31 protein-coding genes and 3 pseudogenes are annotated in these 26,231 nt (G+C 67.0%); 6 read left to right on the top strand and 28 right to left on the bottom strand.

The features are described 5' to 3' along the window. Positions 1-332: 332 nt before the first annotated feature. Together BU28_RS0115285 and BU28_RS0115280 are read right to left on the bottom strand one after the other, a co-directional pair. A complete protein-coding gene (locus BU28_RS0115285; RefSeq protein ID WP_028720250.1) occupies positions 333-1,361 on the bottom strand; it encodes an IS110 family RNA-guided transposase in 1,029 nt (342 codons plus the stop codon). Positions 1,362-1,482: 121 nt separating this feature from the next. After that, positions 1,483-2,031 (bottom strand): annotated as a pseudogene (locus tag BU28_RS0115280) (HAD-IC family P-type ATPase); the annotation flags it as partial. A gap of 87 nt (positions 2,032-2,118) precedes the next feature. Here BU28_RS0115280 and BU28_RS23255 point away from each other — a divergent pair. Further along, positions 2,119-2,661, top strand: a complete 543-nt coding sequence (locus BU28_RS23255) for a transposase (protein WP_328592254.1) — start codon at positions 2,119-2,121, stop codon at positions 2,659-2,661. Positions 2,662-2,965: 304 nt separating this feature from the next. Here BU28_RS23255 and BU28_RS23250 read toward each other — a convergent pair whose 3' ends face one another. Then, a complete protein-coding gene (locus tag BU28_RS23250; RefSeq protein ID WP_036732773.1) occupies positions 2,966-4,003 on the bottom strand; it encodes an FUSC family protein in 1,038 nt (345 codons plus the stop codon). A 9-nt stretch (positions 4,004-4,012) separates the two neighbouring features. Then, positions 4,013-5,251 carry an HlyD family secretion protein gene (locus tag BU28_RS0115265; protein WP_081791410.1) on the bottom strand — a complete coding sequence of 413 codons (1,239 nt, stop codon included), beginning with the start codon at positions 5,249-5,251 and terminating at the stop codon, positions 4,013-4,015. A gap of 78 nt (positions 5,252-5,329) precedes the next feature. On the opposite strand from BU28_RS0115265, the gene BU28_RS23245 reads away from it, so the two are divergent. Next, positions 5,330-5,794, top strand: coding sequence for a MarR family winged helix-turn-helix transcriptional regulator (locus BU28_RS23245; RefSeq protein WP_068767094.1), 465 nt, complete (start codon positions 5,330-5,332; stop codon positions 5,792-5,794). 287 nt (positions 5,795-6,081) lie between these two features. Here the strand turns inward: BU28_RS23245 and BU28_RS23240 are convergent, their stop codons facing one another. Then, positions 6,082-6,780, bottom strand: a complete 699-nt coding sequence (locus BU28_RS23240) for a hypothetical protein (protein ID WP_036732777.1) — start codon at positions 6,778-6,780, stop codon at positions 6,082-6,084. A gap of 45 nt (positions 6,781-6,825) precedes the next feature. Between BU28_RS23240 and istA the strand changes: the two genes are divergently transcribed. Both istA and istB read left to right on the top strand, forming a co-directional pair. Continuing rightward, positions 6,826-8,325, top strand: a complete 1,500-nt coding sequence (gene istA / locus BU28_RS0115245; RefSeq protein ID WP_028720245.1) for an IS21-like element ISPve1 family transposase — start codon at positions 6,826-6,828, stop codon at positions 8,323-8,325. Then, positions 8,322-9,077, top strand: coding sequence for an IS21-like element ISPve1 family helper ATPase IstB (istB, locus tag BU28_RS0115240; protein ID WP_028720244.1), 756 nt, complete (start codon positions 8,322-8,324; stop codon positions 9,075-9,077). The genes istA and istB overlap by 4 nt, the downstream gene beginning before the upstream one ends. Before the next feature lie 100 nt (positions 9,078-9,177). On the opposite strand, the pseudogene BU28_RS23235 reads toward istB, so the two are convergent. The 15 genes and pseudogenes from BU28_RS23235 to BU28_RS0115170 form a co-directional block, all read right to left on the bottom strand. Beyond that, positions 9,178-9,663 (bottom strand): annotated as a pseudogene (locus BU28_RS23235) (YcbK family protein); the annotation flags it as partial. Between the two features lie 160 nt (positions 9,664-9,823). Beyond that, entirely contained in the window at positions 9,824-10,111 is a 288-nt protein-coding gene (locus BU28_RS0115230) for a DUF6127 family protein (protein ID WP_028720243.1), read from the bottom strand. 19 nt (positions 10,112-10,130) lie between these two features. Further along, positions 10,131-11,207 (bottom strand): DUF2793 domain-containing protein, encoded by a 1,077-nt coding sequence (locus BU28_RS0115225; protein ID WP_028720242.1) that lies wholly within the window; start codon positions 11,205-11,207, stop codon positions 10,131-10,133. Positions 11,208-11,217: 10 nt separating this feature from the next. After that, a complete protein-coding gene (locus tag BU28_RS0115220; RefSeq protein WP_028720241.1) occupies positions 11,218-15,183 on the bottom strand; it encodes a baseplate multidomain protein megatron in 3,966 nt (1,321 codons plus the stop codon). Positions 15,184-15,193: 10 nt separating this feature from the next. After that, a complete protein-coding gene (locus tag BU28_RS0115215) occupies positions 15,194-15,610 on the bottom strand; it encodes an NlpC/P60 family protein (protein ID WP_198944918.1) in 417 nt (138 codons plus the stop codon). A gap of 14 nt (positions 15,611-15,624) precedes the next feature. Beyond that, a complete protein-coding gene (locus BU28_RS0115210) occupies positions 15,625-16,509 on the bottom strand; it encodes a DUF2163 domain-containing protein (RefSeq protein WP_028720239.1) in 885 nt (294 codons plus the stop codon). Then, a complete protein-coding gene (locus tag BU28_RS0115205) occupies positions 16,506-16,649 on the bottom strand; it encodes a hypothetical protein (RefSeq protein ID WP_155992549.1) in 144 nt (47 codons plus the stop codon). The genes BU28_RS0115210 and BU28_RS0115205 overlap by 4 nt, the downstream gene beginning before the upstream one ends. Beyond that, positions 16,636-16,866: a hypothetical protein gene (locus BU28_RS25555; protein WP_143809684.1), complete on the bottom strand. Its 231-nt coding sequence runs from the start codon at positions 16,864-16,866 to the stop codon at positions 16,636-16,638. Before BU28_RS25555 ends, BU28_RS0115205 begins: the two co-directional genes overlap by 14 nt. Further along, on the bottom strand, positions 16,859-16,960 hold the full coding sequence (locus tag BU28_RS26810; protein WP_415839806.1) for a DUF3789 domain-containing protein: 102 nt from the start codon (positions 16,958-16,960) through the stop codon (positions 16,859-16,861). The genes BU28_RS25555 and BU28_RS26810 overlap by 8 nt, the downstream gene beginning before the upstream one ends. Then, positions 16,953-17,132: a hypothetical protein gene (locus BU28_RS0115195; RefSeq protein ID WP_007426701.1), complete on the bottom strand. Its 180-nt coding sequence runs from the start codon at positions 17,130-17,132 to the stop codon at positions 16,953-16,955. Before BU28_RS0115195 ends, BU28_RS26810 begins: the two co-directional genes overlap by 8 nt. Before the next feature lie 55 nt (positions 17,133-17,187). After that, positions 17,188-17,847 (bottom strand): lysozyme, encoded by a 660-nt coding sequence (locus BU28_RS0115190; RefSeq protein ID WP_028720236.1) that lies wholly within the window; start codon positions 17,845-17,847, stop codon positions 17,188-17,190. A gap of 4 nt (positions 17,848-17,851) precedes the next feature. After that, complete coding sequence (locus BU28_RS26635; RefSeq protein ID WP_269845826.1) at positions 17,852-17,983, bottom strand: hypothetical protein; 132 nt, start codon at positions 17,981-17,983, stop codon at positions 17,852-17,854. Next, the gene (locus BU28_RS0115180) at positions 17,976-18,326 is read right to left on the bottom strand and encodes a hypothetical protein (RefSeq protein WP_028720235.1); all 351 of its coding nucleotides are present in this window, start codon (positions 18,324-18,326) and stop codon (positions 17,976-17,978) included. Before BU28_RS0115180 ends, BU28_RS26635 begins: the two co-directional genes overlap by 8 nt. After that, on the bottom strand, positions 18,323-18,949 hold the full coding sequence (locus BU28_RS0115175) for a DUF2460 domain-containing protein (RefSeq protein WP_028720234.1): 627 nt from the start codon (positions 18,947-18,949) through the stop codon (positions 18,323-18,325). The genes BU28_RS0115180 and BU28_RS0115175 overlap by 4 nt, the downstream gene beginning before the upstream one ends. Next, positions 18,949-21,366: a phage tail tape measure C-terminal domain-containing protein gene (locus tag BU28_RS0115170; RefSeq protein ID WP_028720233.1), complete on the bottom strand. Its 2,418-nt coding sequence runs from the start codon at positions 21,364-21,366 to the stop codon at positions 18,949-18,951. Before BU28_RS0115170 ends, BU28_RS0115175 begins: the two co-directional genes overlap by 1 nt. A 70-nt stretch (positions 21,367-21,436) precedes the next feature. On the opposite strand from BU28_RS0115170, the gene BU28_RS0115165 reads away from it, so the two are divergent. Together BU28_RS0115165 and BU28_RS0115160 are read left to right on the top strand one after the other, a co-directional pair. Next, positions 21,437-21,649 carry an AbrB/MazE/SpoVT family DNA-binding domain-containing protein gene (locus tag BU28_RS0115165; protein ID WP_028720232.1) on the top strand — a complete coding sequence of 71 codons (213 nt, stop codon included), beginning with the start codon at positions 21,437-21,439 and terminating at the stop codon, positions 21,647-21,649. After that, entirely contained in the window at positions 21,649-22,029 is a 381-nt protein-coding gene (locus BU28_RS0115160; protein WP_028720231.1) for a type II toxin-antitoxin system VapC family toxin, read from the top strand. The genes BU28_RS0115165 and BU28_RS0115160 overlap by 1 nt, the downstream gene beginning before the upstream one ends. On the opposite strand, the gene BU28_RS24790 is transcribed toward BU28_RS0115160, so the two are convergent. From BU28_RS24790 to BU28_RS0115125, 8 genes and pseudogenes are all read right to left on the bottom strand, one after another. After that, complete coding sequence (locus BU28_RS24790) at positions 22,019-22,192, bottom strand: DUF7697 family protein (protein ID WP_233144944.1); 174 nt, start codon at positions 22,190-22,192, stop codon at positions 22,019-22,021. The genes BU28_RS0115160 and BU28_RS24790 overlap by 11 nt on opposite strands. A gap of 68 nt (positions 22,193-22,260) precedes the next feature. Then, positions 22,261-22,698, bottom strand: a complete 438-nt coding sequence (locus tag BU28_RS24785; protein WP_081791411.1) for a hypothetical protein — start codon at positions 22,696-22,698, stop codon at positions 22,261-22,263. A 6-nt stretch (positions 22,699-22,704) separates the two neighbouring features. Then, a pseudogene (locus BU28_RS23230) lies at positions 22,705-23,637 on the bottom strand (phage tail tube protein); the annotation flags it as partial. Between the two features lie 24 nt (positions 23,638-23,661). Further along, on the bottom strand, positions 23,662-24,078 hold the full coding sequence (locus BU28_RS0115145) for a hypothetical protein (protein WP_028720230.1): 417 nt from the start codon (positions 24,076-24,078) through the stop codon (positions 23,662-23,664). A 396-nt stretch (positions 24,079-24,474) separates the two neighbouring features. Then, positions 24,475-24,822 (bottom strand): hypothetical protein, encoded by a 348-nt coding sequence (locus tag BU28_RS25550; protein ID WP_143809683.1) that lies wholly within the window; start codon positions 24,820-24,822, stop codon positions 24,475-24,477. 70 nt (positions 24,823-24,892) lie between these two features. Beyond that, on the bottom strand, positions 24,893-25,519 hold the full coding sequence (locus BU28_RS0115135; RefSeq protein WP_028720229.1) for a DUF6441 family protein: 627 nt from the start codon (positions 25,517-25,519) through the stop codon (positions 24,893-24,895). Positions 25,520-25,524: 5 nt separating this feature from the next. Further along, a complete protein-coding gene (locus BU28_RS0115130; protein ID WP_028720228.1) occupies positions 25,525-25,836 on the bottom strand; it encodes a head-tail joining protein in 312 nt (103 codons plus the stop codon). Continuing rightward, positions 25,836-26,171 carry a DUF2190 family protein gene (locus BU28_RS0115125; protein ID WP_028720227.1) on the bottom strand — a complete coding sequence of 112 codons (336 nt, stop codon included), beginning with the start codon at positions 26,169-26,171 and terminating at the stop codon, positions 25,836-25,838. The genes BU28_RS0115130 and BU28_RS0115125 overlap by 1 nt, the downstream gene beginning before the upstream one ends. Between the last annotated feature and the right edge of the window lie 60 nt (positions 26,172-26,231).

Genomic DNA, 26,231 nt, shown 5'->3' with positions numbered 1-26,231 from the left:
AGCCGGATCGGGAGAACGCTTTCGCGAGGGCAAGTGGCGGAGGGGATGGGCCTGATATCCAACCTTCTCTTGTGGATGCCGCCCTCATTTGCAAGGAATTTCTGAACATTAGACATGTGATCGAGTGCGGACTCTTGTCAGGCCTGTTAGTGCGGCCCGATAGATGCCGCTGGCCGGGATGGTGATGCGCGGACCGGGGCCAAATCTCCAACAGCGAGCTCGAAGCTCTGAGAAGGTTCCTGGTTTGCCCAACCCGGATCATGTCGATCATTTGCCCATTCGGATCATGCCTTCCTCACAACTCTGCGTTCCGTTCCTGCCGACGCGCCCGATCAGGCGGTGGCCATCACCGGATCGCGATAGTCCTCGCCGCGCGTCAGCATCGCCCAAATGCCGCGCGCCATCTTGTTGGCCAGCGCGAAGGCTGCGACCATCGGCGGCTTGCGTTCCAGCATGCGCTCAAGCCAGGGATTTTGCGGTGCGCCACGGCGCAGCGCCCAGCGGACCACCGCCATCGCGCCGGTGACAAGCAGTCGCCGGATGTCCCGCTGCCCCATCTTCGATGTTTTCCCCAGCCTCTGTTTTCCGCCAGAAGAATGTTGCCGCGGCACCAACCCGAGCCAAGCTGCAAAATCGCGGCCACGCCGGAACTGGTCCATCGGCGGCGCGAAGGTTTCGACTGCGAGCGCAGTGATCGGTCCGACACCCGGCATGGTCTGTAACTGCCGGGGCATGGCGGCCGCCCTGGACGCGGCGGCGAGCTTTGCCGAGACTGCGGTAAGGCGGGACGTCAACAGTTCGATCTGCTCCAGAACCATGCGGCAGATGTCTCGCGCCAGGTCAGGCAGGCCCGAACCAGGATCCTCGACCACCTTCGCCAGCCGCGGGATATATCCGACCCCTTCCGGCGCCACATGCCCGAATTCATAGAGGTGCGCGCGAAGGGCGTTGATCGCTTCGGTCCGCTGCTTCACGATCTGCTCGCGGGCGCGAAACGCCACCGCCCGGGCCTGTTGGGCTTCGGTCTTGGGTTCGACGAACCGCATGGTCGGACGCATCGCTGCCTCAACGATTGCTTCCGCGTCGGCGGCGTCGTTTTTCTGGCGCTTGATGAACGGTTTGACGTAATGCGGTGCAATGAGCCGGACGCTGTGCCCGTAGGCGGACAATTCCCGCGCCCAATGGTGCGCGCTGGGACACGCCTCCATCGCCACGTCGCATGCGGGATGGTCCGTCATGAATCGCGCAAACTGCAGTCGCGACAGCTTCTTGCGGAAAACAACCACCCCATCCGCTGCCGCCCCGTGCAGCTGGAACACGTTCTTTGCCAGATCGACCCCGATAATGCTAACTTCTTCCATGGATGCCCTCTCCTTCAGCTTGTGCTTCGACACCACGAGTATGGCACATCGCGATGCCGTCAGGGTGAGAGCGGCATCCACCCCATCTCCATGTCGGAAACGAGTTGGAGAGTCGTCGCGTTCAACCGGCGCGCCGCGGGATCTTCCTGCGGTAGGCATGCCGTTGGACGGGAGCAACGATGCTGGCGGCCGTCGCGACCTGATCTCGTGACGTTGGCTTGGCTTTGCCGCGCCTGATAGGGTCCCTCAGCAAGCGCAGGCCGTTGAGCACCACCAGAACCGTTCCGCCTTCGCGACCGATCACGGCGAGCGGTAGGGGAAGCTCGAAGAACAGGCCGCCCGTGACAAGGATCGCCATCGCACCCATGGCGAAGGCGAGGTTCTGCCGGATGATCCGCGAGGTGCGGCGCGCCAGGCGATGGGCTTCCGCAAGACGCCCCATATCCTCCGAAAGAAGAGCCACGTCCGCCGCCTGCAGTGCGACGTCCGACCCGGCGGCGCCCATAGCGATACCCACATCGGCGCGAGCCAGGGCCGCTGCGTCATTGACGCCATCGCCGACGAAGGCGACCTTGCCGCGGGCAGCCAGTTCGCCAGCCATCCGGACCTTGTCCTCCGGAAGCATGTCGGCGTGGATTTCCTCGGGCCTCAGGCCAAGCTCTTCGCCTATGCCCGTGCGCCGTCATTGGAAAAGGTGATTGCCGCCGGCGCCGATTTCATCGTCCGCTCAGGTTGGCGCACCATACGCATCGTCATTATGGATGGCCATCCGGTCGACTGGAATGCCGTTTATGCGCCGATGCGGATTGGCCAAGTCCGCGAGATCGATGTCTTCATCGAACACTCTGGCCACAAGCAGAAGGGACGCGGCAAGCCTCTGTTTCAGGCAAGGCTCATCATCAAACGGAAAGATGCCGAAGCGGCGGAACGCTCCTTGAAGTCGGCAATAAGTAGACATCAGCGCCGCCGTTCCAGTCAGGTCATGCTGCCGACAACCGTCGCGGCGACGGGGTTCGTCATGTTGCTGACGTCGATCCCGGCAGCCGACATGACGGCTAAAGCCGTTCTGGACGTCTATCGGCTGCGCTGGCAGATCGAACTCGCCTTCAAGCGTCTCAAGAGTGGTCTTGGCATCCACAAGCTTCCGGCCAGGGACGTGCGATTGGCCAGAACCTGGCTGACGGCGCATCTTATCCTGGCGCTGATGATCGAAGAGGCCGTCACCGACGTTCTCGACTCTCCCCCCTGCGACGACGAAACCGTGGTCAACCAGGCCCATGTCGCTGTGGCGGCTGCATAGCCTCCTACGGCATGCGATCCTCACCGTTATCTTGACGGTGCGAACGGCGAGCGAAATCTCGAACAGCTTCGCCGGCATCATGCGCCACATTTGCGATCCACCGAGACGCAGGAAGAACCAGGCTGCTGATGCAAGGAATGCAACCATCCCCTTGACTTAACGCTTGTGGGGCATGGCCTTCCCTTTCGTAGGTAGTTTGCGGAGGGGTGTCAATCAGGCGACAGATCCGGATGACGCTGGACCCGACTGCACCGGGCTGAAGACCTGCACCGATCGCGGGCACGCCGCTATGCTGGCGGGACAATCACGGCTCCGGGACAATCAGCCTGTCATGCGCTTCGTCGCCGATCAACAGGCGTTCGAGGAGGGCTGTCAGGAATGCGGCTCCGACCGCTCCGACAAGCGTGAGCACGATGCGCAGCGTGCTGGCCGAAACCGGGTTCTGCGTCGACAACGCGCCGGCCACGAGCGAGATCATGACCGAGAAAGCGAACTGGTAGACCATCGGCGGATGGGAGCCGTTCATCATCCGGCTCGCGAGAAAGAGACCACCCAGGAACACAAGGATCAGCAGGACGGGAAAGTGCGCCATGTAGTCGAAGGAATAGAGGATGGCGAACGAGATCGCCGCGCCAATCATCGTGGCGAGAGTACGTTCCCACGCCTCGGCATAGAGCTGTTCGCGTGTCGGAAATACCAGCACGAAGACGGCGGCGACGGCGAGCATCAGATTGGCCGCATCGAGAACGGCATAGAGCCAGAACGACAGGAGCAGCAGGACGCCGCCCCGGATGAATGCGCGCAGCACGTGATGGCCTTCGCTGGCCGGCTGGTAGATCTCGACCATCATTTCCTTCGCACGCGGCGGGAACACAGCGTAGAGAAGGGGTATGGCGACAAGGGCGCACAGGCTCGCCTCGATGAAGCCGTCGCGCATGTAGTCCATCATCACGGCGGACGACATGCGCATGACGGACATCAGAACCGCGACGATCGCGACCAGCATGCCGATCGGGTTGCCGGTGCTGAGGATGATGTAATAGGACAGAACGCACAGCGCGCCCGTCAGCGTGATGAGAACCAGCGGCATCGGCCGCGCCAATTCCACCAGCCCGGATATCAAGATCACCATGATGATCATCGCCACAGGCCCGCCGACCGCCTTCTTCGGATCGAACGCCTTGCGCATGCCGGCCATCAGGCCGACGATCAGCGCCGGGGGCAACATCGGCATCGGTGACTGAAGCAGGATCGCCAGGCCGAAGCCGACGACCGCCGCGCTCGACAGCCGGACCGCGAACAGCGGATCGTCATCGACATGCGGGCGCGGTGCGACATACATGGATCGACCTCAATACAGATAGGATAGCCAGGACTGTATCTTGAGAAGTGTCGAGGCCACGCCCGAGATCGGCGTTCCGGTCCCTCCCGCATAGACGACGACGCTGACCTTGGCGCCTGCCTTGACGGTCAATGGCCACGCCTGCATGCCGCCCTCAAGCTCGATGTGGACCGGCATGCGGCGGGCCGGCTCGAACCACTGGTTTTCCGGACGGTTCTGCATCAGGCCGCCGGCCGAGGTGCGGCCCGGATCGATACCCCATGCGATCGAATGGACGCGCCCCCTGAAGGTCTGGCCCGGCATGGCGTCGAACAGGATTTCCACTTCGTCGCCGGGTTCGATGTTGCCGATCTGGTTCTCACGCAGATCGGCGGTGATCCACGCTCCGCGCGAATCGAAGAAGGTCATTACGGGCGAGCCCGCCGCCGCGAACTGACCGATGGCAAGTTGCAGGTTGGTGACGACGCCACGGGTCGGCGCGGTGACGGTCGAATAGAGAAGGTTGAGCTGCGCCTGCTCCAGTTGGAGTTGCGCCGCCATGATCTGCGGATTTGACGCGCCGCCGTCCTTGCCCAGTTGCAGCAGGGCGCTTTGCAGGTCGGCCTCGGCGGCTTCGAGTTGGGCTTCGGCGACACGCAACTCGGCCCTTGCGTTGTCGACCTGCGCCTGGGCCACCACTCCTCGCTCGAAGAGCGACGCGGTCCGGTTGGCGGCGGTGCGCGCGTTCTCGAGACTGGCCCGCGCCTGGGACACGCGTGCCTGAGACGAGGCGATCGCCGCTGCCGAGGCGTCAGTCGCCTGAACGGCCTGCGCCAGACCAACCTCCGCCTGACGGACCGCCAGTTCGAATGGACGGCGGTCGAGCTGGAACAGCGGCTCGTCCTGATCGACGATCGTGTTGTCCTCGACGAAGACTTCGGTCACCTGCCCGGCGACCCTCGGGGCAATCTGCGCAACATAGGCCGACACCGTGCCTCTCGACGAATAGGGCGCGAGCCGGTCCGAGACCGCATACCAACTGACGAACACCGCCAGGACAACCACGAGCAGCGCCGCGATTTTCTTTGCGGGGTTTCCTCGATTTCCGGGCAACGGCTCCGCATTGGGAGCAGCTTCGTCCTCGAGGGTGACGGGAGCCGATTCAGGCTCCGGCTCACTTGCATCTTGCCTGGTGACCAGTGGTGTCGCCGGCGCGTGTTCAACGTCACCGGCATCGTCTCCAGGCTGTGGGGTCCTCTCGGTTGTCATGCGGAACAATCCATCTGGCGCTGTGGGCAAGTCGGCATTATATGTGCTGTCAAGTAACTCTATGGTAGAGCCATATAGATGCAACGGCACGACATGACAAGGGCAGCGGATTCCCGATTGGAAAAGGAGCAACAGTTGCGGCGCGATTTGCGGTCGGTGCTTCGCAAGGTGCTAAGGCTGGACGCCACCGTCGCACGCAGGCTGGGTATCCACGGAACCGATCTCGCTTCGCTGGAATTGCTGGAGACGGCCGACGAGCCGGTGACGCCGACAATGCTGTCGGACTATCTCGGCATCTCGACCGGCTCGGCGACCGCGGCGATCGACCGGCTGGAACGGGCGGGCTTCGTCCGGCGCGTTCCCAACAGCCACGACCGGCGCGGCATCATCATCGAACCCGTAGAGGGCCAGCAGGAGCGGTTGCTTTCGGCATACCATCAGCTCCGGTCGCGCTATGCCGAATTGATCGAAGGCATTTCCGACGACGAACTCGACGTGATCAACCGCTTCCTCAAGGGGATAGAGCGGATAGAACTGTCCTGAAACCCGGATTCGACAGTTTCGCCGCAGATGGAAAGACACGCCGCCGCATGCGCACGCCGGTCTCCCGCGCCGTCGCTTCGAGATCAACGGATTGCGACAGCCGCGTTATCAGAGACTGCCAGTCCGATCAGGGCCTGCCAGTTAATGTTTATGGAATCGGTCGTTCGCATCTGCCCGAGGAATTGCATCATGATTCCAAGTGCCCACCCTTAAGTTAGCGCCTATGGGGATGCCCCCCCCCGCAGCCATCAACAAAAAGCCCGGCGTGGCCGGGCTCGGGCAGTCGATCAGGAGAATCGGATATTGAGGCGATAGCGGCCGCGGCGGTCGGACTGGATCAGCTTGCGCCATTCAGGCTGCGTCTTGAACAGGTCCGACATGCGCGTGCAGGAGGAGCCGGCCTCGGCCAGCACCATCTTCCCATGCCGCCATGGCAATTCGCTCGAGGCGGCATCATGGAGAATGCGCACCACGCGCGCCTGGATCGGCCCGAGCAGGAAGGTCCGTTCGCCCAGAATGATCTCGCTGAACTCGTGGCGTTGCTGGAAGACGGTCTCGGATGTCCGTCTTCTGCCGCCCAGCCCATGCCTGGCCTCGGCGCGATGGCGCTCCTCGCGCCGAACGACCAGTTCTTCCTTATGCACCAGGATCCCGTCCTCGGGCTTCAGCACGACGCAATAGCGATCCTTGGGAGCGTCGAAGTGAGAGACCCGGATCGATCCCTCATGGAACAGGCGGTAGACATCATGGGTGCGAAGATCCTGAAGCCCATGGAATGGCGACCGATCCTCGGGAATGGTGAACCACTGTCTGTCGTCTTCCACCTCGTAGCTGCCCTGCTCGAGGAGGGCGCCATAAAGGCGGACCGAGACCTTCAACAGGCCGTTCTCGGCGAGATAGGCCAGATCGCGTGAGAATGGCGGTGCGAAATTAGTCCACGTTAGCGGCGGCATGGTGCTGCTGCGGGCGGCGTAAAAGTCGTCCACCTTTTCCCTTTCTGCGGCTGCAGGGAGGATGGGAGGATCTACAGCGTGGAACTCTATCTCAAGGTTCGTCAGGCCTGTGCTGCTGGTATGAGCCAGCGTCAGGCGGCGACGGAATTCAACATATCGCCGCGCGACACGGTCGCGAAGATGATGACGTTCTCGGTTCCTCCGGGCTACCGGCGGACGGCCGAGGTCAAGCGCCCGAAGCTTGATCCGTTCATCCCGATCATCGAGGATTGGCTGGAGGCGGACCGGACCATGCCGCGCAAGCAGCGGCATACGGCGAAGCGGGTGTTTGACCGGCTTCGCGAGGAATGCGGGTTCACCGGGGGCTACACGATCATCAAGGATTATATCCGGGAACGTAAGCGTCGGGGCCAGGAGGTATTTGTGCCGCTGGCGCATCCCCCGGGGCACGCGCAGGCCGACTTCGGCGAGGCAATGGTTCGGATCGGAGGTGTCGAACAGAAGGCGCATTTCTTCGTGCTGGACTTGCCGCATAGCGACGCCTGCTACGTCCGTGCCTATCCGGCGGCGGTTGCCGAGGCCTGGGTGGACGGTCATGTCCATGCCTTTGCCTTTTTTGGGGCGGTTCCGCAGTCGATCGTCTACGACAATGACCGCTGCCTGGTGGCGAAGATCCTGCCGGATGACACCCGCAAGCGGGCGGCGCTGTTCAGCGGGTTTCTGTCGCATTACCTGATCCGGGATCGCTATGGCCGCCCTGGCAAGGGGAACGACAAAGGCAATGTCGAAGGCTTGGTGGGCTATTGCCGCCGCAACTTCTTGGTGCCGATGCCTGAGTTCGCCAGTTGGGAAGAATTCAACCTCTGGCTGGAGGAGCGTTGCAAGCGGCGTCAGCACGATGTCCTTCGCGGCGAGAGCGAAACGATCGGCGAGCGACTGCAGCGCGATCTCGCCGCGATGCGCCCGCTCCCGGCGGCGCCCTTTGATGCCTGCGATCAAGCGACCGGCCGCGTGTCGTCGCAATCGCTGGTGCGCTACAAGACCAACGACTATTCGGTGCCTGTCGCTTACGGCCATCAGGATGTCTGGATCCGGGGCTATATCCATGAGGTGGTGATCGGCTGCCGGGGCGAAGTGATCGCCCGCCATCCCCGGTGCTGGGATCGCGACGAGATCGTCTTCGACCCGCTCCATTACCTTCCGCTGATCGAGCAGAAGATCAATGCGTTGGATCAGGCGGCACCATTGCAGGACTGGGACCTGCCAGAGGAGTTCGCCACCCTGCGCCGGCTGATGGAGGCACGGATGAACCGGCACGGCCGACGCGAATATGTCCAGGTCCTGCGGCTTCTGGAAACCTTCGATCTGGCCGATCTGCATGCGGCCGTGAGGCAGGCGCTGCAGATGGGGGCGATCGGCTTCGATGCGGTGAAGCATCTCTTGTTGTGCCGGGTGGAGCGCCGGCCACCCCGGCTGGATCTGGACTGCTATCCCTACCTGCCCAGGGCCAGGGTCGAGAAGACCGAGGCCCGCTCCTACATGCGGCTGCTGTCTGTCAATGCGGAGGGCGTGGCATGAGCGACGCCCCGGAAATCCTGCTTGCCCATCACCTCAAGACGCTGAAACTGCCGACCTTCCTACGAGAACACCAGAAACTGGCCCGGCAATGTGCGGCGGAAGGCGTGGACCATGTCCGATATCTCGCCCGGCTCGTCGAACTGGAACTGATCGATCGGGAACGGCGGATGGTCGAGCGGCGCATCAAGGCCGCCAGGTTCCCGGCCGTCAAAAGCCTGGACAGCTTCGACTTCACGGCCATCCCGAAGCTCAACAAGATGCAGGTGCTGGAACTGGCCCGGTGCGAATGGATCGAGCGGCGCCAGAACATTATTGCTCTCGGCCCCAGTGGCACGGGCAAGACGCACATCTCGCTCGGCCTTGGTCTGGCCGCCTGCCAGAAGGGCCTGTCCGTCGGCTTCACCACCGCCGCGGCCCTGGTCAGCGAGATGATGGAGGCCCGCGACGAGCGCCGTTTGCTCCGCCTTCAGAAGCAGATGGCCGGATACAAGCTTCTCATCATCGACGAACTCGGCTTCGTGCCCTTGTCGAAAACCGGCGCCGAACTCCTGTTCGAGCTGATCTCGCAACGCTACGAGCGCGGATCGACCCTGATCACCAGCAATCTGCCTTTTGACGAATGGACCGAGACATTCGGCTCCGAACGCCTCACCGGCGCGCTTCTCGACAGGCTGACCCACCACGTCAGCATTCTCGAAATGAATGGCCAGAGCTATCGTCTCGCCCAAAGCCGCGCCCGAAAGGCCGGCTGACCCCTTTCAAAAAATACCAACGGCACAAGCACGGAACTCTGGTCGGGCTACGCCCTCCCGACGTTCCGTGCTTGTGCCGCTAACTGGCAGACTTTTGCGCCGCCGCGTGGCCGGGTTTTACTCCGCCGTTGACAGCCAAGACCTCGCGCGCCGGCGGGGTCTCGGCCACGAAGGGAACGGCACGCACCGGGAACCGCTCGCCCCACTGGCGTGCCGGCCCGAGATCGACATGGATGAACCCCGATCTCGGGTAGAAGCCGAAGCCGAGGAATCCGACCTCGCGCGCCGCGGCCTCGAAAGCCACCGGGTCGTGGTTCGCCATGGCGATATCGAAGGCGGCGCCGTCGAGGTGCTTCGATCGGGTCGCGCCGCCCACGGCGCGGTTGTGCTCGGGGCTGCGATAGGCGGAACGCACGATCAGCGGCTTGCCGAGCCGGTCGCGCAGCGCCTGCAGCTTGTCGAGCGCAGGTTCGTTGATGAGCAGCTTGCCAGTGCCCCTGCATGCGATTTCGGCCGGGCTGAAGTTCGGCCAGCGCCAGGTGCTCTCCGGCACGTCGCGCCAGTGGCGGTGGAAAGTCGTGGTCATGGGGTCCTCCAGAAAAGAGTTTCCGGCCCCTCGCAGGGCTCGGTGCGTTCGCCGCTCGGGAAGGTCCACTGGACCTTCCCGTCTGCCTGCCAAGCAGACCACGGCTCACCCCGCCACGAGGGCGGGTGCGGTTGGGCTGATGGGTTTGGGTGTTGAGCGGCTACGGGCCGCCGCCGAAGATCTTCAGCTTGATGGCGATGCCCGCGAGCAGCGCCAGCATGACGGCGGTGGTGATCATGCGGACGGCGGTCTGCATGGCGGTGCGGCGCACCAGCCGGATGCAATCGACCAAGGATCGCAGGTCGCGGATGTCGAGCGCGGCCTCGTCGCCGTCGAGCCCGACATCCGCGAGCGCGCGCTTCGCGCCTTCCTCGGCCGCCCGGGTCAGGATCGCCTCGAACTCGGCGTCGGGCATGCGCACGAAGCCCTCGGATCGGGGTGGGTTCATCGGGTCCTCCTTCCGCCGCTCAGCCGACCTTGCAGCCCCAGAAGGACGTGTGGTCGGCGGCGAAGTAGCCGTCCGCGACCCGGAAATACCCCTGCAGCTCGACGGTGTCGCCCGCGGTCAGCGGCACCATGGTCTGCAGCCAGATCGCGGTGGCGAGTGAGACGTGGGTGGCGGAGATTTCGCCAAGTGAGCCGCGAATTTCCGTGGTGCCATTCAGCACGAGCCGGCCGCTCATCCGCGCGGTCGTACTGGCGTTGACCTTGTAGAGCAGCGTCGCGCCGAAGAGGTATGTGCCATCCGAAGGCGCCACGAAATTGTTGTTCGCGGCGTCGAAGGCGCCCTGATCGTTGTAGTCGGTGTTGTTCAGGCCAATCTTCGTCCAGGTTCCGACGCCCACGTAGTTGTCGTAGTTCGTGTACGCCTTGAACCGCGGCAGTCGGGGCTGATCGACGATGCCGGTGGCGTTGTTGACGCTCAGCCCGTCGAAGAAGGTGCTGCCGTCGGCCGAGACTGCCAGCCGAAACCGGTCGGAGCCGAACAGCCCCACCAGCGCCTTGGTCACGAAGCCGGTCTGCAGCGTAAGGCCGAGATCGTCGCCCGCAGCCTCCTTGTTCATGGTGTAGAAGAGATCGCCGGTGCCGCCCTCGGCCACGGTCTTCGCCGTCCAGAGCGCGGCGTTCAGCTTGGCCGAGAACGGATTCGACGCATCCGCCGTCGTGCCGACACCCAGCAGCGCTATGTTCTGCAGCACCGCGGGCGTCGTGCCGATCCAGGTCGCGCCGTCATAGACCAGCAGCAGCCCCTCGTCCTCGACCCATGCGCGCCAGCCGGTGCGCGGCGGCAGCCGCAGCCAGGCGCCGTCGGTCCAGAGCGCCACGTTCAGGTCCCAGCCCGCCCAGTCGCCCGTCGCGCCCGAGCCGACGATGTAACGGTCGCCATCGGCGAGTGAACCGGGCGGCGCGGTCAGGTCCCTGTCGAGGACGGAGAGCTGGACGAGCCCGTCGAGGATCCGCAGCGCCTCATTGTGGGTGACATGCTTCTGGGCCTGCGCCGCGAGGATGTAGGGCAGCAGCAGATGGGTCGTGGCGTCGGACATGGGATGGCCTTCAGAACGTGAGCGCGACGGTCTTGGGCGCGCCCCGCCCCACGAGGGCGGAGAGCTGGTAGATGCGGATGTCGAGCGTGTCGCCGGTGGCGAGAAGCGCGCCCCAGTCCGCGGTCTGCTGGGCGGCGGTGTAGAGCGCGCTGGTCGTCGTCGTGCTCAACACCCGTTTCACGATGGTGCCGTTGAGGATCTCGACCTCGTAGGCTTCGAGCTCCTCGCCGAGTGGCACCTCCAGCCCGCCCCAGCTGTCGGCGGAAAGTGCGCGCGACCGGCGTGTCCAGCGGATCGTCAGATCGCCGGGCGTGCGCGGCCTGCGCCACGGCTGCTCGACATGGGCGACTGAGAACGGCCGCAGCCCCACGCCCTCAGGCGGGAAGGCCTGCGCCACATAGGTCTCGTCGCTGACCGGGCGGCTCGCGGGGCCAATGCGCCAGTTCCACGGGATACCGAGATCGGCCTCGGCGATGGGCAGTGACGCAAGCGCGGAATCCAGCACAACGACGCGGGCGCCTGCGGGCGCAGGGTTCCCCATCGCGCCTTCCGTACCCCGCTGGCCGCGAAGGAGCCGGGTGAGCTGATACCGGCCGGGCGCCAGCAGCTCGGCCGTGCCCGCCTGCACGATCTCCCAGACTCCGGGTGCGCTCTCGATCGCGAGCGCGTTCGCCCCGGCGAATAGCGTCAGATCCGTGATGCTTTCGAGGGTGCCGGTCAGCAAATCGACCAACAGCACGTTTCCGAAATCGAAGCGCGACGTGGGCCCCGCGTAGAGATCGGAGACCAGCGCCCCGATCCGGGCGCGACTGCCAAACGTGGTCAGCAACTCGAAGCCATCGGTCGAAGGGCTGCGGAACACCGCCATCTCGCCCGGCCAGGGAACCGCGTGCGCCGCGACCAGCGGCCGATGCGCGGGCTGGTCCTCGGTCAGCTGCGGCAGGTCCATCAGCACCGCGTCCGGCGCACCGAACACCACGGCCCGCGTCAGAGACGCCGCGCGGGGATCGCCGGGCGGCAGATCGTAGGTCGCGCGGTCCTGACGGACCGCCTCGATGCCGCGCGCCTCCGCGTCGGCGATGGAGACGAGCCGCAGATCGACCAGCCGCCCGTCATGCGCCAGCCGGATTGCGTCGGCCGGATCGAGCGCGAGGCGCGAGGGCGGCAGACGAAACGCCGCCGTCTCGCGCCCCACCCATGTCTCCATCAGCGTGCGGCGGCAGCGCCGCTCGGCCTCCTCGGGCGGCACGGCAATCGGGAAGGACTCGGAGGCAATGCGCGTCGTGTCCACGGTGATGCGCCGCGCCTCGACGAGTGCGGCCTCGTAATCCTCGTCGGCGCGCGCGACCTGCCATTTCAGCGCCTGCGGCAGTTCGGTCTCCTGGCCGCGGGTCAGTTCCAGCACGTCGCCCTCGCGAGGGGCGACCAGATCGTCGGGCGCGAGGGTGGTAACGGAGGCCCGGCCGCGCATGATGAAGCGTATCACGCCCTCGGTCTCCACGGCGTCGAAGCCGAAGTGGCGCGACAGCGTGGTGATCGAGGCGCGTGGGCTTTCCAGCGCCGTGATGGCGTAGCCCTCGACCGCGCCCCAAAGCCCGGTGACGTCGATGCGGGACTCGGGCAGCCCGGCGCGGAGACAGAGGTGCCGCACGAGAGCGGCCAGCGACACCGCTCCCAGCCGCCCGGTCAGCCAGTGGCCGAGCCGCCAGTTCGCGACGTCCGTCCAGACGTCTGTCAGCGCCGGGAAGAACGGATAGGGCCGCGCATCCCAAGTCCAGGCGGCGCATTCCGGCACATGCACCATCCGACCGCCATAGACCGAGGACACAGGGTTGTTCGCGGCCTCGCCCCACCAGAGATACGTCGCCTCGAGATAGGCGCGCTGGATCGCGTCATCGCGCCAACCCCGCGAGAAATGCGGCGTGAAGCTCTCCGACGACTTCGGGTCGAAGAAGACGTTCGGCTGGTTCGTGCCCCGGTCGATGGCGGGACAGCCCAACTCGGTGAACCAGATCGGCTTGGACTGCGGCACCCATGCGGTCGGTGTGCCGCTCTCCACCCCGCCCGGACGGTTGTAATGCGCGTTCGACCACCAGGCGCGCAGATCCTTGTAGCGGAAGACCCAAGGCTTGGCCGCCGCACCGTCCGTGATCGGCGTGCGGACCTGCGCGCTTCGGTCGGCGGCGCTGGCGTAGAACCAGTCGTAGCCCTCACCGCCCGCGATGTTCCCCTGCAGGTAGGCGCGGTCGTAGATCGCGGGCCAGCCCTCGGCCGCGTCCGCATGCTCGAACCCGTCGCGCCAGTCCGACAGCGGCATGTAGTTGTCGATCCCGACGAAATCGATGTCCGGATCGGCCCAGAGCGGGTCGAGGTGAAAGAACACGTCGCCGCTGCCATCGCCCGGCTGGTGCCCGAAGTATTCCGACCAGTCGGCGGCGTAGCCGATCTTCGTCCCGGACCCGAGGATCGACCGAACGTCCGCAAGCAGGTTCCGATAGGCCTGCACCGCCGGATAGGTGCTGGCGCCCGAGCGGATCGTCGTCAGCCCCGGCATCTCGGTCCCGATCAGGAAGGCATCGACCCCGCCCGCCGCCGCGCAGAGATGGGCGTAGTGCAGCACCATGCGGCGCAGGCCCCAGTCGCCGGATGGCCCGGTCCAGGAGACCGACTGACCCGAGAGGCTGAAGTTGGCGGGCGTCGCCGTGCCGAACAGTGCCGCGACCTGCGTGGCAGCTGTAGCGGTCTTGTCCACCGATCCTGCGAACCCCGCTGCGGGCGAGCAGGTGATCCGCCCCCGCCACGGGAACGCGGGCTGCCCCGTCTCGGCGGCGTTGTCGGAATACGGGTTCGGCAGGCCGTTGCCGGGCGGCACGTCCATCAGGATGAAGGGGTAGAAGGTCACCCGCAGCCCGCGCGCCTTCATCTCCCGGATCGCCTGCACCACCGCGAAGTCCGACGGCGTGCCGCCATAGACGGGGCGATCCTGATCGTCACGGCTGACGAGGAAGGCGTTGGCGCGGCTCACGCCATTCACCGACCAGCTGGCGGGCGTGGTCGATTTGGCCGACACTTCGACGCCCGGCCGCACCTTGCAGGACCCCGCGCGCAGATCGTCGCCGAACCACGCGACGACAAGGCTGACGCTCTCGACCGCGGGCGCCATCGCCTGCAGCCGGTCGAGCGCCTCCACCATGTCGGTGGAGTCGGCCAGCGCGTTCAGGTTCTCGGGCACCGTCGCGCCGCCATCGGTCTTGCGGATGGCCTGCGTGGCATAGGTGAACTCGCCCGAGGCCGGGATCATGGTGACGGCGCGGGTCAGCCCTTCTGCCGTGTCCGGGTCCGCGAGCGGCCGGAACACCTCGAAGGAGAGCTGCGGCAGGCGGTTGCCGAAGGTCGAGAGCGCCAGCTCCTCGAAGACGACATAGGCGGTGCCGCGATAGGCCGGCGTGTTGGCCGCGCCCATCTTCGCGGCGATGAACGGATCGGCCGCCTGCGCCTCGTCGCCCGGATACCAGCGCCATGTGACGCCGGAGAGGTCCATCGGCTTGCCGTCGGCCCAGATGCGCCCGATCCCGGTGATCGGTCCCTCGCAAAGCGCGACGGCGAAAGAGGCGTAGTAGAGATACTCGGTGGTCTTGACCTTGCCGCCCCCGCCGCCCTTGCCGCCGCCTTGGGTGGTGGTCTTCGTCTCCTCGCGAAAATCCGTGGCCCAGATGATGTTGCCGCCCAGCCGCATGCGGCCGTAGAGCCGCGGGATGACCGCCCCTTCGGTGGCCGAGGTAATGCGCAGCGTGTCGAGCCGCGCGCCCTCGATGCGCTGCGTCGGCGCGAGCGACGAGATGATCCAGCTGTCGACCACCGAGCCGATGGTGGAGCCGATGAAGCCGCCAATGGTGGCGGCGCTCACGCCGAGGATCGCGCCGCCGATGCTGCCGCCGATGGCGGCGCCTGCGGCACCGAGAACGAGGGTGGCCATGGTCGGGGTCTCAGCGTTGCGGAAACAGGAAGGCGAAGGCGATGCGCCGCCGCCAGGATTGCGTGAGCGGTTCCTCGATCACGCCGAGCCGCTCGTAGGCGTGGAGGAAGGTGTCGGGACCGGTCAGGATCCCGACATGCTTGGCGATGGCTCGTGGCTTCATGCGGAAGAGGACCAGCGCGCCGGGTCCGGCGGCCGCCGGTTCCACCTCGGTCATCATGCGCCGCGCGCCCTCGGCCAGAACCTCGCGCGGGCCCGTCTCGCCCCAATCGCGGCTGTAGGGCGGGATCGGGAACGGCTCGGGGCCGACGACCTCGCGCCAGACGCCCCGAGCCAGACCGAGGCAGTCGCAGCCGACGCCGCGCAGGCTGGCCTGATCGTGATACGGCGTGCCCAGCCAAGACCGCGCGATAGCGATGACGCGCATGGGATCGGCGGAAGTCACAGCACGGACCCCTCATGCCCGCCGTCCTTCGTGGCATAGCGGAGCACGGCATCCTGGCCGGGGATATGCGGGAACCCGCGGAAGTTGACGGTGTTGGCGAACTTCGCGCCGCAGGTCTCCATGCGCTTGTCGCAGCCCGCGCGGATGGTGAAGCTGTCACCCTCGGCGATCGCGCGCACCGGCGCTTCGAGCAGGGTCAGCACCGCGATGCCGTCCGTGACGTTATGGCCCAGCACCTCGGTGCGCCGCCCCGCGTTCGCGCCGCTCGTCCAGTCCACCGTGCCGAAGGTGAACCAGCCGGCCTCGAACCCGCCGAGGCCCGAGGCGGTGAATGTCCGGTCGCGCAGAAGATCGATGACAGCGCCCGTACCCTTGTAGGCCGGATCCTCCAGATCGACCCTGCAGCGCGCATCCCCGAGCGCGGCGTCGCAGGTCGCCTGGAAGGTCCGCCCGACTGTCTGGCCCAGCACATGGGCCAGCGAGCGCACCTCGGCGACGAAGGCGAGGCGCCCGCGCCGGATTTGACCGACGGCGCCGCGCCGCATCAGCACGCGCTGCGCAGTGTCGGCCCAGTTCACCCGCCAGACCTCGACCGCGGCATTGTCCCAGCGGCCGTCGAGAATGTCGGTCTCGGTGATCCGGTCGGAGGTGAGCACACCCTCGGCGTCCTGCGCATCGACGGACAGGTCCGAGCCCGAGCGCACCTCGGAGGCCGTCAGCCCGCTCTCCGGCTCGAAGTCGGTCCCGTTGAAGCTGAGCGTCCGGTCGTGATCCGTGAAGCCGAAGGTGACGCCGTCGGCGCGCGCAATCCACCAGCACCAGGCGAGCGTGGTCGTGCCCTCGTCGAGATGGGATTGCAGGGCGGGCGAGAGGGATTTCATCGGCAGGTTCCCGTCATCCGGTCATCGAGATCGGCGATCCAGTCCGCCCAGTCCGGGGGCACCTCCGCGACCGTCTCGGCGGGCGGCCGGGCGAGCCGCGCCTCGGCATAGGAGGCGCAGCCCGCATCACCAGCGCCCATCGTTGCGGCGCAGCCGGTCAGCAGGATCGCCAGCGCCGCGGCCATCGCTAACCGCGTCGCGACCGCGCTCGACCTTTTCGATCGTCTCTTCCATCGCATCGCGTTCGGCCTCCCGTTCGCCAGCGTGCTCCCCTTCCACGCGCCCCCAGACCCGGCCGAGGACGACGCCCCCGACCGCGCCGAAAGCCGCGACCAGCCAGATCAGGAGGTCAGCCATCGTCCCGCTCCCCGCGTTCGGCGGCGACGCAGAGGGCTGCGACGAAGACGCCGAGGAAGCCGCCCACGATGAGACCTGCGAGGAACTCAAGCATCGCCGCGGAACCCGCGCTCGATCCGGTCGCGCAGACCGATCAGACCCAGACCAAGGAACATCAGCCCTGCGGGCGAGGCATCGCCAGAGCCGGCGAGTAGCGCGACGAGCCGGGACAGTTCCCCGAGCGGCCCGGTGGCGGGCAGCGCGAGGGAGGCGATGCCAGTGAGCATGGCGAGGCACCCCGCCCACCAGGTGAGCGAGTTTGGTCGGACGTAGCGCATAGGGTCAGGCCCTCCGGAGCAGGGTGGAGAAGAAGGCGGCCAGCCGGCCGAGCCAGCCGGTCGGCGCGTCGGGCACAGGCTTGAGGACCGGCGTCGTCGGCGACGGCGACCGCCGCAGCAGCGCCAGCGCCTCATCCTCGGTCAGTCGGCGGACCGGTCGCGAGAAGTCCACCCGGCCCGTGCGATCCACGGACCAGACCGGGATCGTGCCGCCGGGATAGCGGCCATGGCGGAACAGGTCGCGCTCCGCCTCCCGGCGGGGGATGATGGAGGCCGGTCGCCGCCAGCTCAGAAACGCGCTGGCGGCTGCAACGCGATTGCCGGCATTGAGGTGGCGGGTCAGCGCAGCCTTGGCGATGCCGCCGGTGTTGTAGTGGAAGCTGACCAGCGCATCGAATTCATGCGGCGCCAGCGGCACCTTCACGGCACGCAGGACGGCGGCCTCGTAGCGCGCAAGATCGGCGCGGAATACCCGGAACGCTTCTCGGATCCCGGCATCGAGATCGCCGGGCATGCCGCGGGCCATGGTCGCCGGATCGGGCGGCCCGGCCGCGGCCGTGTGGCCGATGCCGAAGGTCCAGACCTGTTTCACATCGAGATAGGGTCCGGGCACGATGCCTTCGTGCCGGACGAGGGCCAGCAAGCCCCGGTCAGTCATGTGCATGGGATTACCGGAGGAGCGAGAGGACCAGGATCAGCGCCGCGACTGCGAGGCCGATGCGCACCCGATGGGCGAAGGCCTGTCGGGCGTCGGCGGGGTCGCAGCGGAGGGAGCGCGCGAGGCGGAGAAGTTCATTCATCGCCAGCGCCTTCGTTGGCGCGGCGCAGGCGGGCGAGCAGCATCTCTATGAAGGCCGGGCCGAAGACCCCGACGAGATAGGCGGCCGAACCCGCCGCTCCGCCCGCGGGGATCGCCTCGGGCGGCAGACTGAGCCAGGCGGTGATCACGGCCATGGAGAGGCTGCCCATCCCGGCCGCGATAAGCCCGCCGAGCAGGATGTGCCGGAGCGCATCCCGCAGCCGCATCTTCGTGGTCAATGCGTTCGTGGCGCCGCCGAGCGCGCCCCAGGCAGCGAGGATCACGGCGGTCGAGGCTGCGAGCTCGCGCAGCACGGCCGCAACGAAGCTGCCGGTGTCGTTCATCGCCGGATCTCCAGAAGCGGAATGGAGGTGATCGAGCCGAGCCGCTCGAGGTCGAGCGTCACGTCGAGCACGTCGGTGTCGAAGCGGACCGGCACGTCGAACTCGAAGCCCGCGGTGATGGCGGCGCCAGCGCCTGGCGCGGCGCTGAAGGTGACGACGCCGGTGGCGTTGTCGACCGACCAGCCGGAGGGCTGCTCGCTCCCGTCGAGCGCGATGCGCACGGTTCCCGCCACCGGTTTGGCGATGGCGCGTGTCCAGGATTGCGCGCCCGAGGCGTAGCGTTTGACCAGCTGGAAGACGGTCGTCGTGCCATCGCCGGTGCCGATCGACTGATCCGTCGGCGATGGCGTGCCCGAAGGCAGGCAGGACTTGTGGTCGCCCCAATCCTTGAAGCGAAAACCATGGAGCCGCCCGTTCCGCGCTTCGAAGAAGGCCACGACCGCCGCCAGATCGTCGGCGCGGCGGATGCCGTAGGCGACATCGTAGCGGCGGCGCGAGTTGGCCCAGCTGGCGTTCCTCTCCTCGTCGCCCGAGGCGAGCTCGACGATCTGGGTGCGCCGCTCCGGCCCGCCCCGCGCGCCGCGACTGATGTTGTCTGGGAACCGCACCTCGTGAAACGCCATCACATGCCCCTCCGGCCTAGCGACACGGCGCGGGCGATGTCCGCGGCCACCTGTGTCCTTGATTGGCGGAAGCTCTCGGCGTCACGCGCCATGATGGTGACGTCGACCCCGCCGCCCGCGCCGTAGCTCTGTGCCTCGCGCCGCGACAGCACCCGTTCGCCGCGTTGCAGGATCGCGGGCACCTCGTCATGGCGCAGCCCCGCCATGCCGCCGCCATGCATCCGAGGCGCGGCGGCGAAAGCCATGGCCGGGACCATGCGCGAGGGTCCGGCCGATCCAACCATCCCGCCCGCATGCAGGACGTTGGCGAAGATCCCGCCCGCGCCGGAGAACACGCCGGAGAGCGCATTGGCGATCGGCCCCAGGATGAACCGTCGCGCCGCGAGCTGGGCGAGATCGGCCAGCAGCGAGGTGACCAGATCGCGGAAGTTCAGCTTGCCGGTCCTCACGAACTGGCCCACCGCGTTCTCGGCAGACTGGAATGCGCCGACGAGGCTCTGGCCGATATCGCCGCCAATCTCGCGGGCCTTGCTGGCGTAATCCGACAGCGCTGCTGTGACCGCCTGCCAGCCGGTGACGGCGGCCTCGGTCGCGGGCTCCGCTGCAGCAGCCGCAGCTCCGGCCGCCGCGCCTGCATCCGTCGCGGCGCGGCCGGCATCGCCGAGCGCCGTCTCCAGCCGTTCGGCCGCGCCGGTGGCCTCGGTCAGCACATCGGCACTGGCCTCGTCGGTACCGCGCACCGCGTCGCGCAGCGCCTGCCAGCTTTCGAGGGGTGCACGGGCGCCCTCGGCCAGATCTCTCGCGGCCCCGCGATACAGGTTCGCGGACTCGAGCGCGCGGGCGGCCGCGTCCGTGAGCCCGAGATCGGGCGTGGCGAGCGGGTTGTCCTCGAAGGCCCGGTCGAAAGCCGCCTGTGCTGCGGTGGTAGCGGCCGTCGCCGCGCCCGCGAAGCGGTTCTCGATCTCGCCGAGGTCGAGGTCAGGCACAAGCGAGATGCGGCGCTCCGACCCCAGCGCTTCCAGCCCCTGGTTGATGCCACCAATGAAGCCATTGATGCGCGAGACAACGCCGTTCAGCATTGCCTCGACGCCATCGACCAGGCTGTTGGCCGCCTGGAACGCCAGATCGCCGATGGCGGCGGGCAGCAGGCCCCAGATCGCCTTGATCGCCTCGTAGGCGCCTTCGAAGGTGTTCGCGGCGGTGTTGCCGAAGGCCACGACGCTCTCGATGGCGCTCTGCATCCCGGAGGCGGCATCGGCCTTCAGGTCGAAGAACATCGCCGTGGCGGCCGCGCCCGCCGCAGCCGCGCCCATCCTGATCCGCTCCCAGACCTCGACGGCGAGGTCATTCAGGAGCGACATCGCCTCGCCGAACCCGCCAGCGCCGGAGACGAGGCGGGTGAACTGGTAGACGAGCTCGCCCGCGCCGACGATCAGCGCGCCGATGCCGGTGCGGATCAGCGCGCCGCGCAGGACGACCAGCGCCGTGGCGAGGCCACGGACGGAGAGCGCGGCAGCGGCCATGCCAGCCACCCAGCGGCCCGCGAGGAAGGCCGCGAAGGTGGCGGCATAAGCGGTCAGGCGACCGATGTTGTCGAACAGCCCGCGGATCGCGATGCCGAGCGGACCGGTGCGGCTGGCGACCGCCGCCATGGCGTCGGCAACGGCCTCCAGCGCAGGCGCTGCGGCGACAGCCAGCTGGTTCGAGAGCCCGCGCCAGATCAGCCCGAGCCGGGAGATGGCGTCGTTCGTGCGCTCGATCTGGTCGGCATCCTGTTCGGAGACCACGACCCCGAAGGCGCGCACGTCCTCGGTCGCCTGGCGCAGCGTCGCCGTGTCGATCCGGCTCATGGCGATGGAGCCTTCCTCGCCGAAGAGTTGGCCCGCCACGGCGGCGCGTTCTGCGGCGGGCACAAAGCTCTCGATGGCGGCGTTGATCGCGCCGACCCGCTGGTCCAGCGGCAGCGCGATCAGCTCGGTGGCAGAGAGCCCGATCCGGTCCAGCGCGTCGGCGGCAGGGCCGGTCCCGGCGGCGGCCTGGCTGAGGCGGCGCGTCAGATCCTTCGTGGCCTGCTCGATGCCGGACATCGAAACGCCCGCCAGCTCGCCCGCACGCTCCAGTGTCTGGATCGAGGCGACGGTGGTGCCGAGCGACTGCGCGAGCTTGGCCTGCGCATCCACCGTCTGCAGGCCGGACCGGATCATCGCCACGCCAGCGGCGGTCGCGGCGGCAACTGCGGCAGAGGCGGCCACGCGCACCCGGCGCGAGAAGGCCGCGAGCCGAGCGTTCGCCGCCTCCATCTCGCGGCTGAGACGGCCGAAGCCGCGGGCGCCGGCCTCGCCCACGCCTTCCAGTTCGGCGCGTACCTGCCGTCCGCCCACGGCCGCGAGGCGGACGGACACACGCTTTTCAGCCATTGGTCAGAGTCCTTGCTTTCGCCGCATCGGCGTCTTACGTTTCCGTCATCGATCAAGTGAGGGTATGACCATGGCCGAGACCGCGATCCTGTCCTCGAAGTTCCAGATCTCGATCCCCAAGGCGATCCGCGCAGCGCAGCACTGGGAAGCAGGGCTGACCTTTGCCTTCATCCCGAAAGGCACGGGCGTCCTGCTTGTGCCGGTGCCCAAGCGGGAGGCGCTGAAGGGGCTCGCGCGCGGCGCGTCCGCCACCGATTATCGCGACCGGACGGATCGGTTCTGATGATCCTCGTCGACACGTCGGCCTGGATCGAATGGCTGATCGACTCGGCAACCGGCGCCAAGGTGGCCGAGCACCTGCCCGAACAGGCGGAGTGGATCTTGCCGACCATGGTCCAGCTCGAGCTGGCGAAATGGCTGACCCGCGAGGTCGGCGAGGACAAGGCGGATCAGGTCATCGCTTTCACGCAGGTCTGCCACGTCGTCCCGCTCGATACCGAGATCGCGCTCGCGGCGGCGGAGGCGTGCCGGGAGCATAAGCTGGCAACCGCCGACGCCATCATCTTCGCAACTGCACGGGCCCAAGGCGCGACGCTTCTGACCTGCGACGCGCATTTCGAGGGACTGCCCGGCGTCACACTGATCGAGAAGATCAAGGCCTGACACCCGCACCGCCATTCGCACTCAGCTCCTCGTTCAGTTTCCGCACCATCACCGCCTCGATGACGGGCAGCAGTTCGGCCATGGCGAGCGGCGGCACGCCGAGGGCGTCACCGAGCGCCAGCGCCGCCGACATGTCCCAGCCGATCACCGCGCCGGGGAGCACGCGGAGCTGGCCGCCGAGCCGACCGACGAGGTCCCAGACCTGCCAGCCCTCCGGTGTTTCCGGACGGTTCAGCCGCGCCGGGCAGTCCGGGCACGGCCCTTGGCAGGCTTCGCAGTAGCGCTCGCCCCCGCCGAAGGACCATTCGGCGAGAGCGCGGAGGCGTTTTTTTCCTGTTCCAGCAGCAGGCCCTTCGAGACGTAGGTCAGTTGGAACGCCTCGAAGATCGGCCAGATGTCGAGCAGCGCGTCGATGGCCTCGGGGCCCGGGTCGATGGGCTTGCCTTCCGCGTCGCCGATTCCGTCCCAGGCCAGCACCGCCCGGCGCGCCAGCGCCTTGGCGAAGGCGACCGCGCGCTCCTCGTCGGACGCCTCCTCGGGCACGGCCTCGACAGCCGGATCGCTGCGCGTCGCCACCATCAGCGCGGTGGTCAGCGGGCGCAGCTGCACGCGGACGCCAGGGGCGAGATCGTGCCAGCGGGGCGCGTTGGTCAGGTCGAGCGTCAGCATCAACGTCTCCACATCGTTCACGAGGGTGGCGGTGCACATGCGGCCGAAGACGCTGTCGCGCGCCGCCTGCCAGTCGAAGGTCGCCTGCACGCCCTGCGGCCCGGAGATCTCGATGCGGGGGCGCGGCAGGTAGACGGCGTGCACGGTGAAGGTGAAGCTCTCGCCCGAGGGCAGGACGTAGGCGAATTCCATCTCGCAGGCCTCGCCGTTGATCGCCTGCGTCACCAGCGTCTGGTCGGCGAAGCGCACCTCGATCCGGCCGGTCAGCGCCGCGATGGACGGGTCCGCCCCGTCGATGCGGCCGTCCGAGCGGATGGTCTCGATCCGGTCGAGGTTGTTGGCGTAGGTGATCTCGGCCGAGACCACGTTGCCGAGGGCGGTGCCGTTCCGGGTGATCGCCCCGTTGAAATGCCCGAAGCGCTTCAGCTCCAGCGCGGCCGGTGTGCCCGCGCTGGTCGTCGTGCCCACTGTCTCGCCCTGTGCAACCAGCCGCGCCGTCGCGGTCAGCAGACCGGAGCGCTGCATCTGCCAGGTGATCTGGTCGAGCACGCAGCCGGAATACATCGCGTAGCGCGGCACTTCGGGCATGCCGGTCTCGATCGACATGCTGGGCAGCGTCCAGGAGCCCGACTGGAACTCGTGGCTGTACGGGGCCTCGACGCCCGTGGTCGTCGGTGCACCGAAGGCCGCCTTCAGCCAGAAGCCAAGTGCCTCGGCGTCGAGCGGCACGACGACATCGCCATCGGCCGTAACCGCGTCCTTGATCGGCGCCAGCGGATCGCGGCCGTAGCCGAGAAGCTCCGAGTTCAGCAGCGGCTGCTCCGCGCCGAGCGAGGTGCTGGCGAAGGGCACGCGGGTGAAGCCGCTGGCGGGCGGCGTTCCATAGGTCGTCTCGAACGCAAGCGCCATCAGCGCCCGCGCCCCCTGGGCTCGTGCCATGGTGTTCTCCTCGGGTTGTAGAGGTCAGGCCAGCTGGTCGGCCGTGGAATAGTGCAGCAGGACCGGTATGACGGCGGCCTTCATGCTCGCCGCGCCCTCGACGGGCAGATCGACCGGACGCGGGGCTTCCGCCTCGACCCAGTCGCAGAGCCCACCCAACGTGCGGTCGGCGGCGAGCGCCGTGCCGATGCTGGCGGTCAGCGCGTCGAAGGCGGCGTCACGGTCGGAGCCCTGCACGACCGCCTCGATCTCGGCGCGGTGCTGGTAGTGGTACTGCAGCGGCGACAGCGTCACTTCGGGCTCGCCGGGTTCGCCGTCGCGCAGGATCAGCAGGCCCTCTGCGGGCACGCGTTCGGGCAGCACGTCGCCGCGCAGGGCCGTGGCGGCCAGCGCCGAGAGCCGCGCGTGCAGCGCGGCGAGGATGGTTTCGCGGGGGGTCATCGTTCGACGGCTTTCTCAGCAATGGCGAAATCGCGTTCCAGCAGTTAGAACCGGAGCAAAGAACTGATAGGAACCATCATGATATCAGACCGATTTGAAGATTTCGCACAGTCGTTGCGAGTTTTCATTGAGCAGAAATCCAAGTTCCAACAACTGTTTCTCATAGATTCCGGAGAGGCGATTGGAAATGTGGAACTTGCGTGTAAGAGCATGCTCGACACCTTTGCTAGCCTATACGATGCTGCTCGAGACTCACCTGAGGTGAATTTCGATTTCTACGCGAGCCCTCTTTGTTGCTGTGTGCTCGCATACAGAAATGCCAAGCACCATAATCATGCGCACGGGATCCGGAGTGTGCACCGGTTTGCACAGCGCACTGAACGCCAAGACTTGCTCCTAGTGGACTTCCCCGCCGGCGAAGGGGAGGAAGGTGGCGGCTTCATCGACCACTACGCGTCTTGGGGTGACTTCTGCACGTTGCTTGATATGCCCAGAGACCAGAGCCGTTTGCGCGCTAACGCCAGGAATTTGATCAGAGATCGGCTCTCCGCGGAGGCATTTGAACACTTTGCTGCGCACGATCGTGTTCCCACGAATCGGGTTTTCATCAACATGGTCCCTGTAATCATTGGAGCCGGTTCGGAATTTATCCATGACTTGAAGCCGCACATATATCCGCACAGCACCGAAGCCGAGCACTTCCTTTGGCATTTCGAGCACGTCGAACAGGCCAAATTCGATCAACCCGAGTACCTTGAATTGACAAGTGCGGTCTTTGGGTAGTGGTCAGACTGTACTCTCAACTCCAAGCGAATTATCGCCTCTCCACCCAGTTCGCCACGATCAGCCCCGGCACGCTGTCCAACGCCCGGTCCGCATCCCGCGCCAGATCCAGCCGCTTCGGCAGCTTGACCTGCGGCACCAGCAGGAAGATCGGCGCGGTGACCTTGCCGCGCCCGGTCTTGGAGCGGGACACAACGGCCTGGCCCTTCGTGTTCAGCCGTCCCTCCGCCACCAGCAGGCTCGGGCCCGTGCGGCGATAGACGAACCGTAGCCGCAACCCGCGTCGCCGTTCCCATTCGCCGGGCGTGATTCGGCCGCCACGCAGGGACTTGCCTGCGGCGGGCAGCGGGATCGCCAGCCAGAACCCGTTTTTCGAGCGGATCAACGGGCCCGTGTCGTGCGCGCCCACGATGACTGGGGCCTTCGACCAGACCAGCGCCGCCGCATCCAGGCTCTCGCCCGACCTCGGGAAGTTTTGGCTCCGGATCGAGTTGGCCAGCCGGGGCCCGAGCCCCGCGCCGGTGATCTGCAACCGCCAGGCCGACTTCAGCCCGGACCCGGCCTCGCGCATGGCGGCCGTCACCGCGCGTTCCCCCGCCGCGACCTCGGCTGCCATCATCGCGACGATGTCGGGATCGATGTCGAGCTTCAGTTTCATCGCGGTCACGCCGGGCGCAGGTCGACGGTCCAGACCAGCCGCTCGCGATCGCGAACGGGCTCGCCCTGGATGAGGAAGGCGTCGTCGTCGATCTCGATCCGGTCTCCGGGGCGCGGGTTCGCCACCTCGGCGACGCGCAGGTCGATCAGGGTGGTCTCGGACCAGAGCCGCGCATCGCCGAAATCGCTGATCGCATCGGCACGCCGGGCAACGACCCGAACCAGGACAGGCGAGCCGCCGTCGACGATGTAGACCGCGTCCCGGCCGATGTTCGGATCGGCGAAGAGCGCGCTGACGGCGTCAGCGAAGGCGCTCATCAGAACGCACCGTTCAGCCGCACCCGGCCGACGGTGTCACCAGCGCCGCCCGCGACCGCCTCGGTGGCGACGCCGATCAGCGTGTTCGAGGTCGCCACGTTGGTGGTGCGCTTGTTGGTATCGTCCCAGTAGATCCGGGCTCCCGCGGTCCAGGCCTGCGAGCCGATCTTGGTGATGTCGAAGACGCCAGTAAGCGCGGTCTCGACGCTCTCGCCGAGCGCGGCGGTGCCGGAGGCCACGCCGAAGATGGAACCGACGAGCAGGCCATCGCCGGAGGCAACGGCATAGGGCGCGGTCAGGGTGATGGTGTTGCCGGGCTGGACGAAGTTTTTCATGGGGGTGATCCTCGTGGAAAGACGAAGGGCGGCCCGTCAGGACCGCCCGCGTTTCAGGGT

Source organism: Paracoccus yeei ATCC BAA-599 (genome assembly GCF_000622145.1).
Taxonomy (GTDB): domain Bacteria; phylum Pseudomonadota; class Alphaproteobacteria; order Rhodobacterales; family Rhodobacteraceae; genus Paracoccus; species Paracoccus yeei.
The sequence above is the reverse complement of the archived record's forward strand: the minus strand, read 5'-3'. Positions and strand labels throughout refer to the sequence as shown.

What these genes read in the sequence shown, in the direction of transcription:
- BU28_RS0115285 (WP_028720250.1), bottom strand. Translation starts at nt 1,361, where the DNA reads ATGGAAGAAGTTAGCATTATCGGGGTCGATCTGGCAAAGAACGTGTTC.
- BU28_RS23255 (WP_328592254.1), top strand. Translation starts at nt 2,119, where the DNA reads ATGGATGGCCATCCGGTCGACTGGAATGCCGTTTATGCGCCGATGCGG.
- BU28_RS23250 (WP_036732773.1), bottom strand. Translation starts at nt 4,003, where the DNA reads ATGTATGTCGCACCGCGCCCGCATGTCGATGACGATCCGCTGTTCGCG.
- BU28_RS0115265 (WP_081791410.1), bottom strand. Translation starts at nt 5,251, where the DNA reads ATGACAACCGAGAGGACCCCACAGCCTGGAGACGATGCCGGTGACGTT.
- BU28_RS23245 (WP_068767094.1), top strand. Translation starts at nt 5,330, where the DNA reads ATGCAACGGCACGACATGACAAGGGCAGCGGATTCCCGATTGGAAAAG.
- istB (WP_028720244.1), top strand. Translation starts at nt 8,322, where the DNA reads ATGAGCGACGCCCCGGAAATCCTGCTTGCCCATCACCTCAAGACGCTG.
- BU28_RS0115230 (WP_028720243.1), bottom strand. Translation starts at nt 10,111, where the DNA reads ATGAACCCACCCCGATCCGAGGGCTTCGTGCGCATGCCCGACGCCGAG.
- BU28_RS0115225 (WP_028720242.1), bottom strand. Translation starts at nt 11,207, where the DNA reads ATGTCCGACGCCACGACCCATCTGCTGCTGCCCTACATCCTCGCGGCG.
- BU28_RS0115220 (WP_028720241.1), bottom strand. Translation starts at nt 15,183, where the DNA reads ATGGCCACCCTCGTTCTCGGTGCCGCAGGCGCCGCCATCGGCGGCAGC.
- BU28_RS0115215 (WP_198944918.1), bottom strand. Translation starts at nt 15,610, where the DNA reads ATGCGCGTCATCGCTATCGCGCGGTCTTGGCTGGGCACGCCGTATCAC.
- BU28_RS0115210 (WP_028720239.1), bottom strand. Translation starts at nt 16,509, where the DNA reads ATGAAATCCCTCTCGCCCGCCCTGCAATCCCATCTCGACGAGGGCACG.
- BU28_RS0115205 (WP_155992549.1), bottom strand. Translation starts at nt 16,649, where the DNA reads ATGGGCGCTGGTGATGCGGGCTGCGCCTCCTATGCCGAGGCGCGGCTC.
- BU28_RS25555 (WP_143809684.1), bottom strand. Translation starts at nt 16,866, where the DNA reads ATGGCTGACCTCCTGATCTGGCTGGTCGCGGCTTTCGGCGCGGTCGGG.
- BU28_RS26810 (WP_415839806.1), bottom strand. Translation starts at nt 16,960, where the DNA reads ATGCTTGAGTTCCTCGCAGGTCTCATCGTGGGCGGCTTCCTCGGCGTC.
- BU28_RS0115195 (WP_007426701.1), bottom strand. Translation starts at nt 17,132, where the DNA reads ATGCTCACTGGCATCGCCTCCCTCGCGCTGCCCGCCACCGGGCCGCTC.
- BU28_RS0115190 (WP_028720236.1), bottom strand. Translation starts at nt 17,847, where the DNA reads ATGCACATGACTGACCGGGGCTTGCTGGCCCTCGTCCGGCACGAAGGC.
- BU28_RS26635 (WP_269845826.1), bottom strand. Translation starts at nt 17,983, where the DNA reads ATGAATGAACTTCTCCGCCTCGCGCGCTCCCTCCGCTGCGACCCCGCC.
- BU28_RS0115180 (WP_028720235.1), bottom strand. Translation starts at nt 18,326, where the DNA reads ATGAACGACACCGGCAGCTTCGTTGCGGCCGTGCTGCGCGAGCTCGCA.
- BU28_RS0115175 (WP_028720234.1), bottom strand. Translation starts at nt 18,949, where the DNA reads ATGGCGTTTCACGAGGTGCGGTTCCCAGACAACATCAGTCGCGGCGCG.
- BU28_RS0115170 (WP_028720233.1), bottom strand. Translation starts at nt 21,366, where the DNA reads ATGGCTGAAAAGCGTGTGTCCGTCCGCCTCGCGGCCGTGGGCGGACGG.
- BU28_RS0115165 (WP_028720232.1), top strand. Translation starts at nt 21,437, where the DNA reads ATGGCCGAGACCGCGATCCTGTCCTCGAAGTTCCAGATCTCGATCCCC.
- BU28_RS0115160 (WP_028720231.1), top strand. Translation starts at nt 21,649, where the DNA reads ATGATCCTCGTCGACACGTCGGCCTGGATCGAATGGCTGATCGACTCG.
- BU28_RS24785 (WP_081791411.1), bottom strand. Translation starts at nt 22,698, where the DNA reads ATGCTGACGCTCGACCTGACCAACGCGCCCCGCTGGCACGATCTCGCC.
- BU28_RS0115145 (WP_028720230.1), bottom strand. Translation starts at nt 24,078, where the DNA reads ATGACCCCCCGCGAAACCATCCTCGCCGCGCTGCACGCGCGGCTCTCG.
- BU28_RS0115135 (WP_028720229.1), bottom strand. Translation starts at nt 25,519, where the DNA reads ATGAAACTGAAGCTCGACATCGATCCCGACATCGTCGCGATGATGGCA.
- BU28_RS0115130 (WP_028720228.1), bottom strand. Translation starts at nt 25,836, where the DNA reads ATGAGCGCCTTCGCTGACGCCGTCAGCGCGCTCTTCGCCGATCCGAAC.
- BU28_RS0115125 (WP_028720227.1), bottom strand. Translation starts at nt 26,171, where the DNA reads ATGAAAAACTTCGTCCAGCCCGGCAACACCATCACCCTGACCGCGCCC.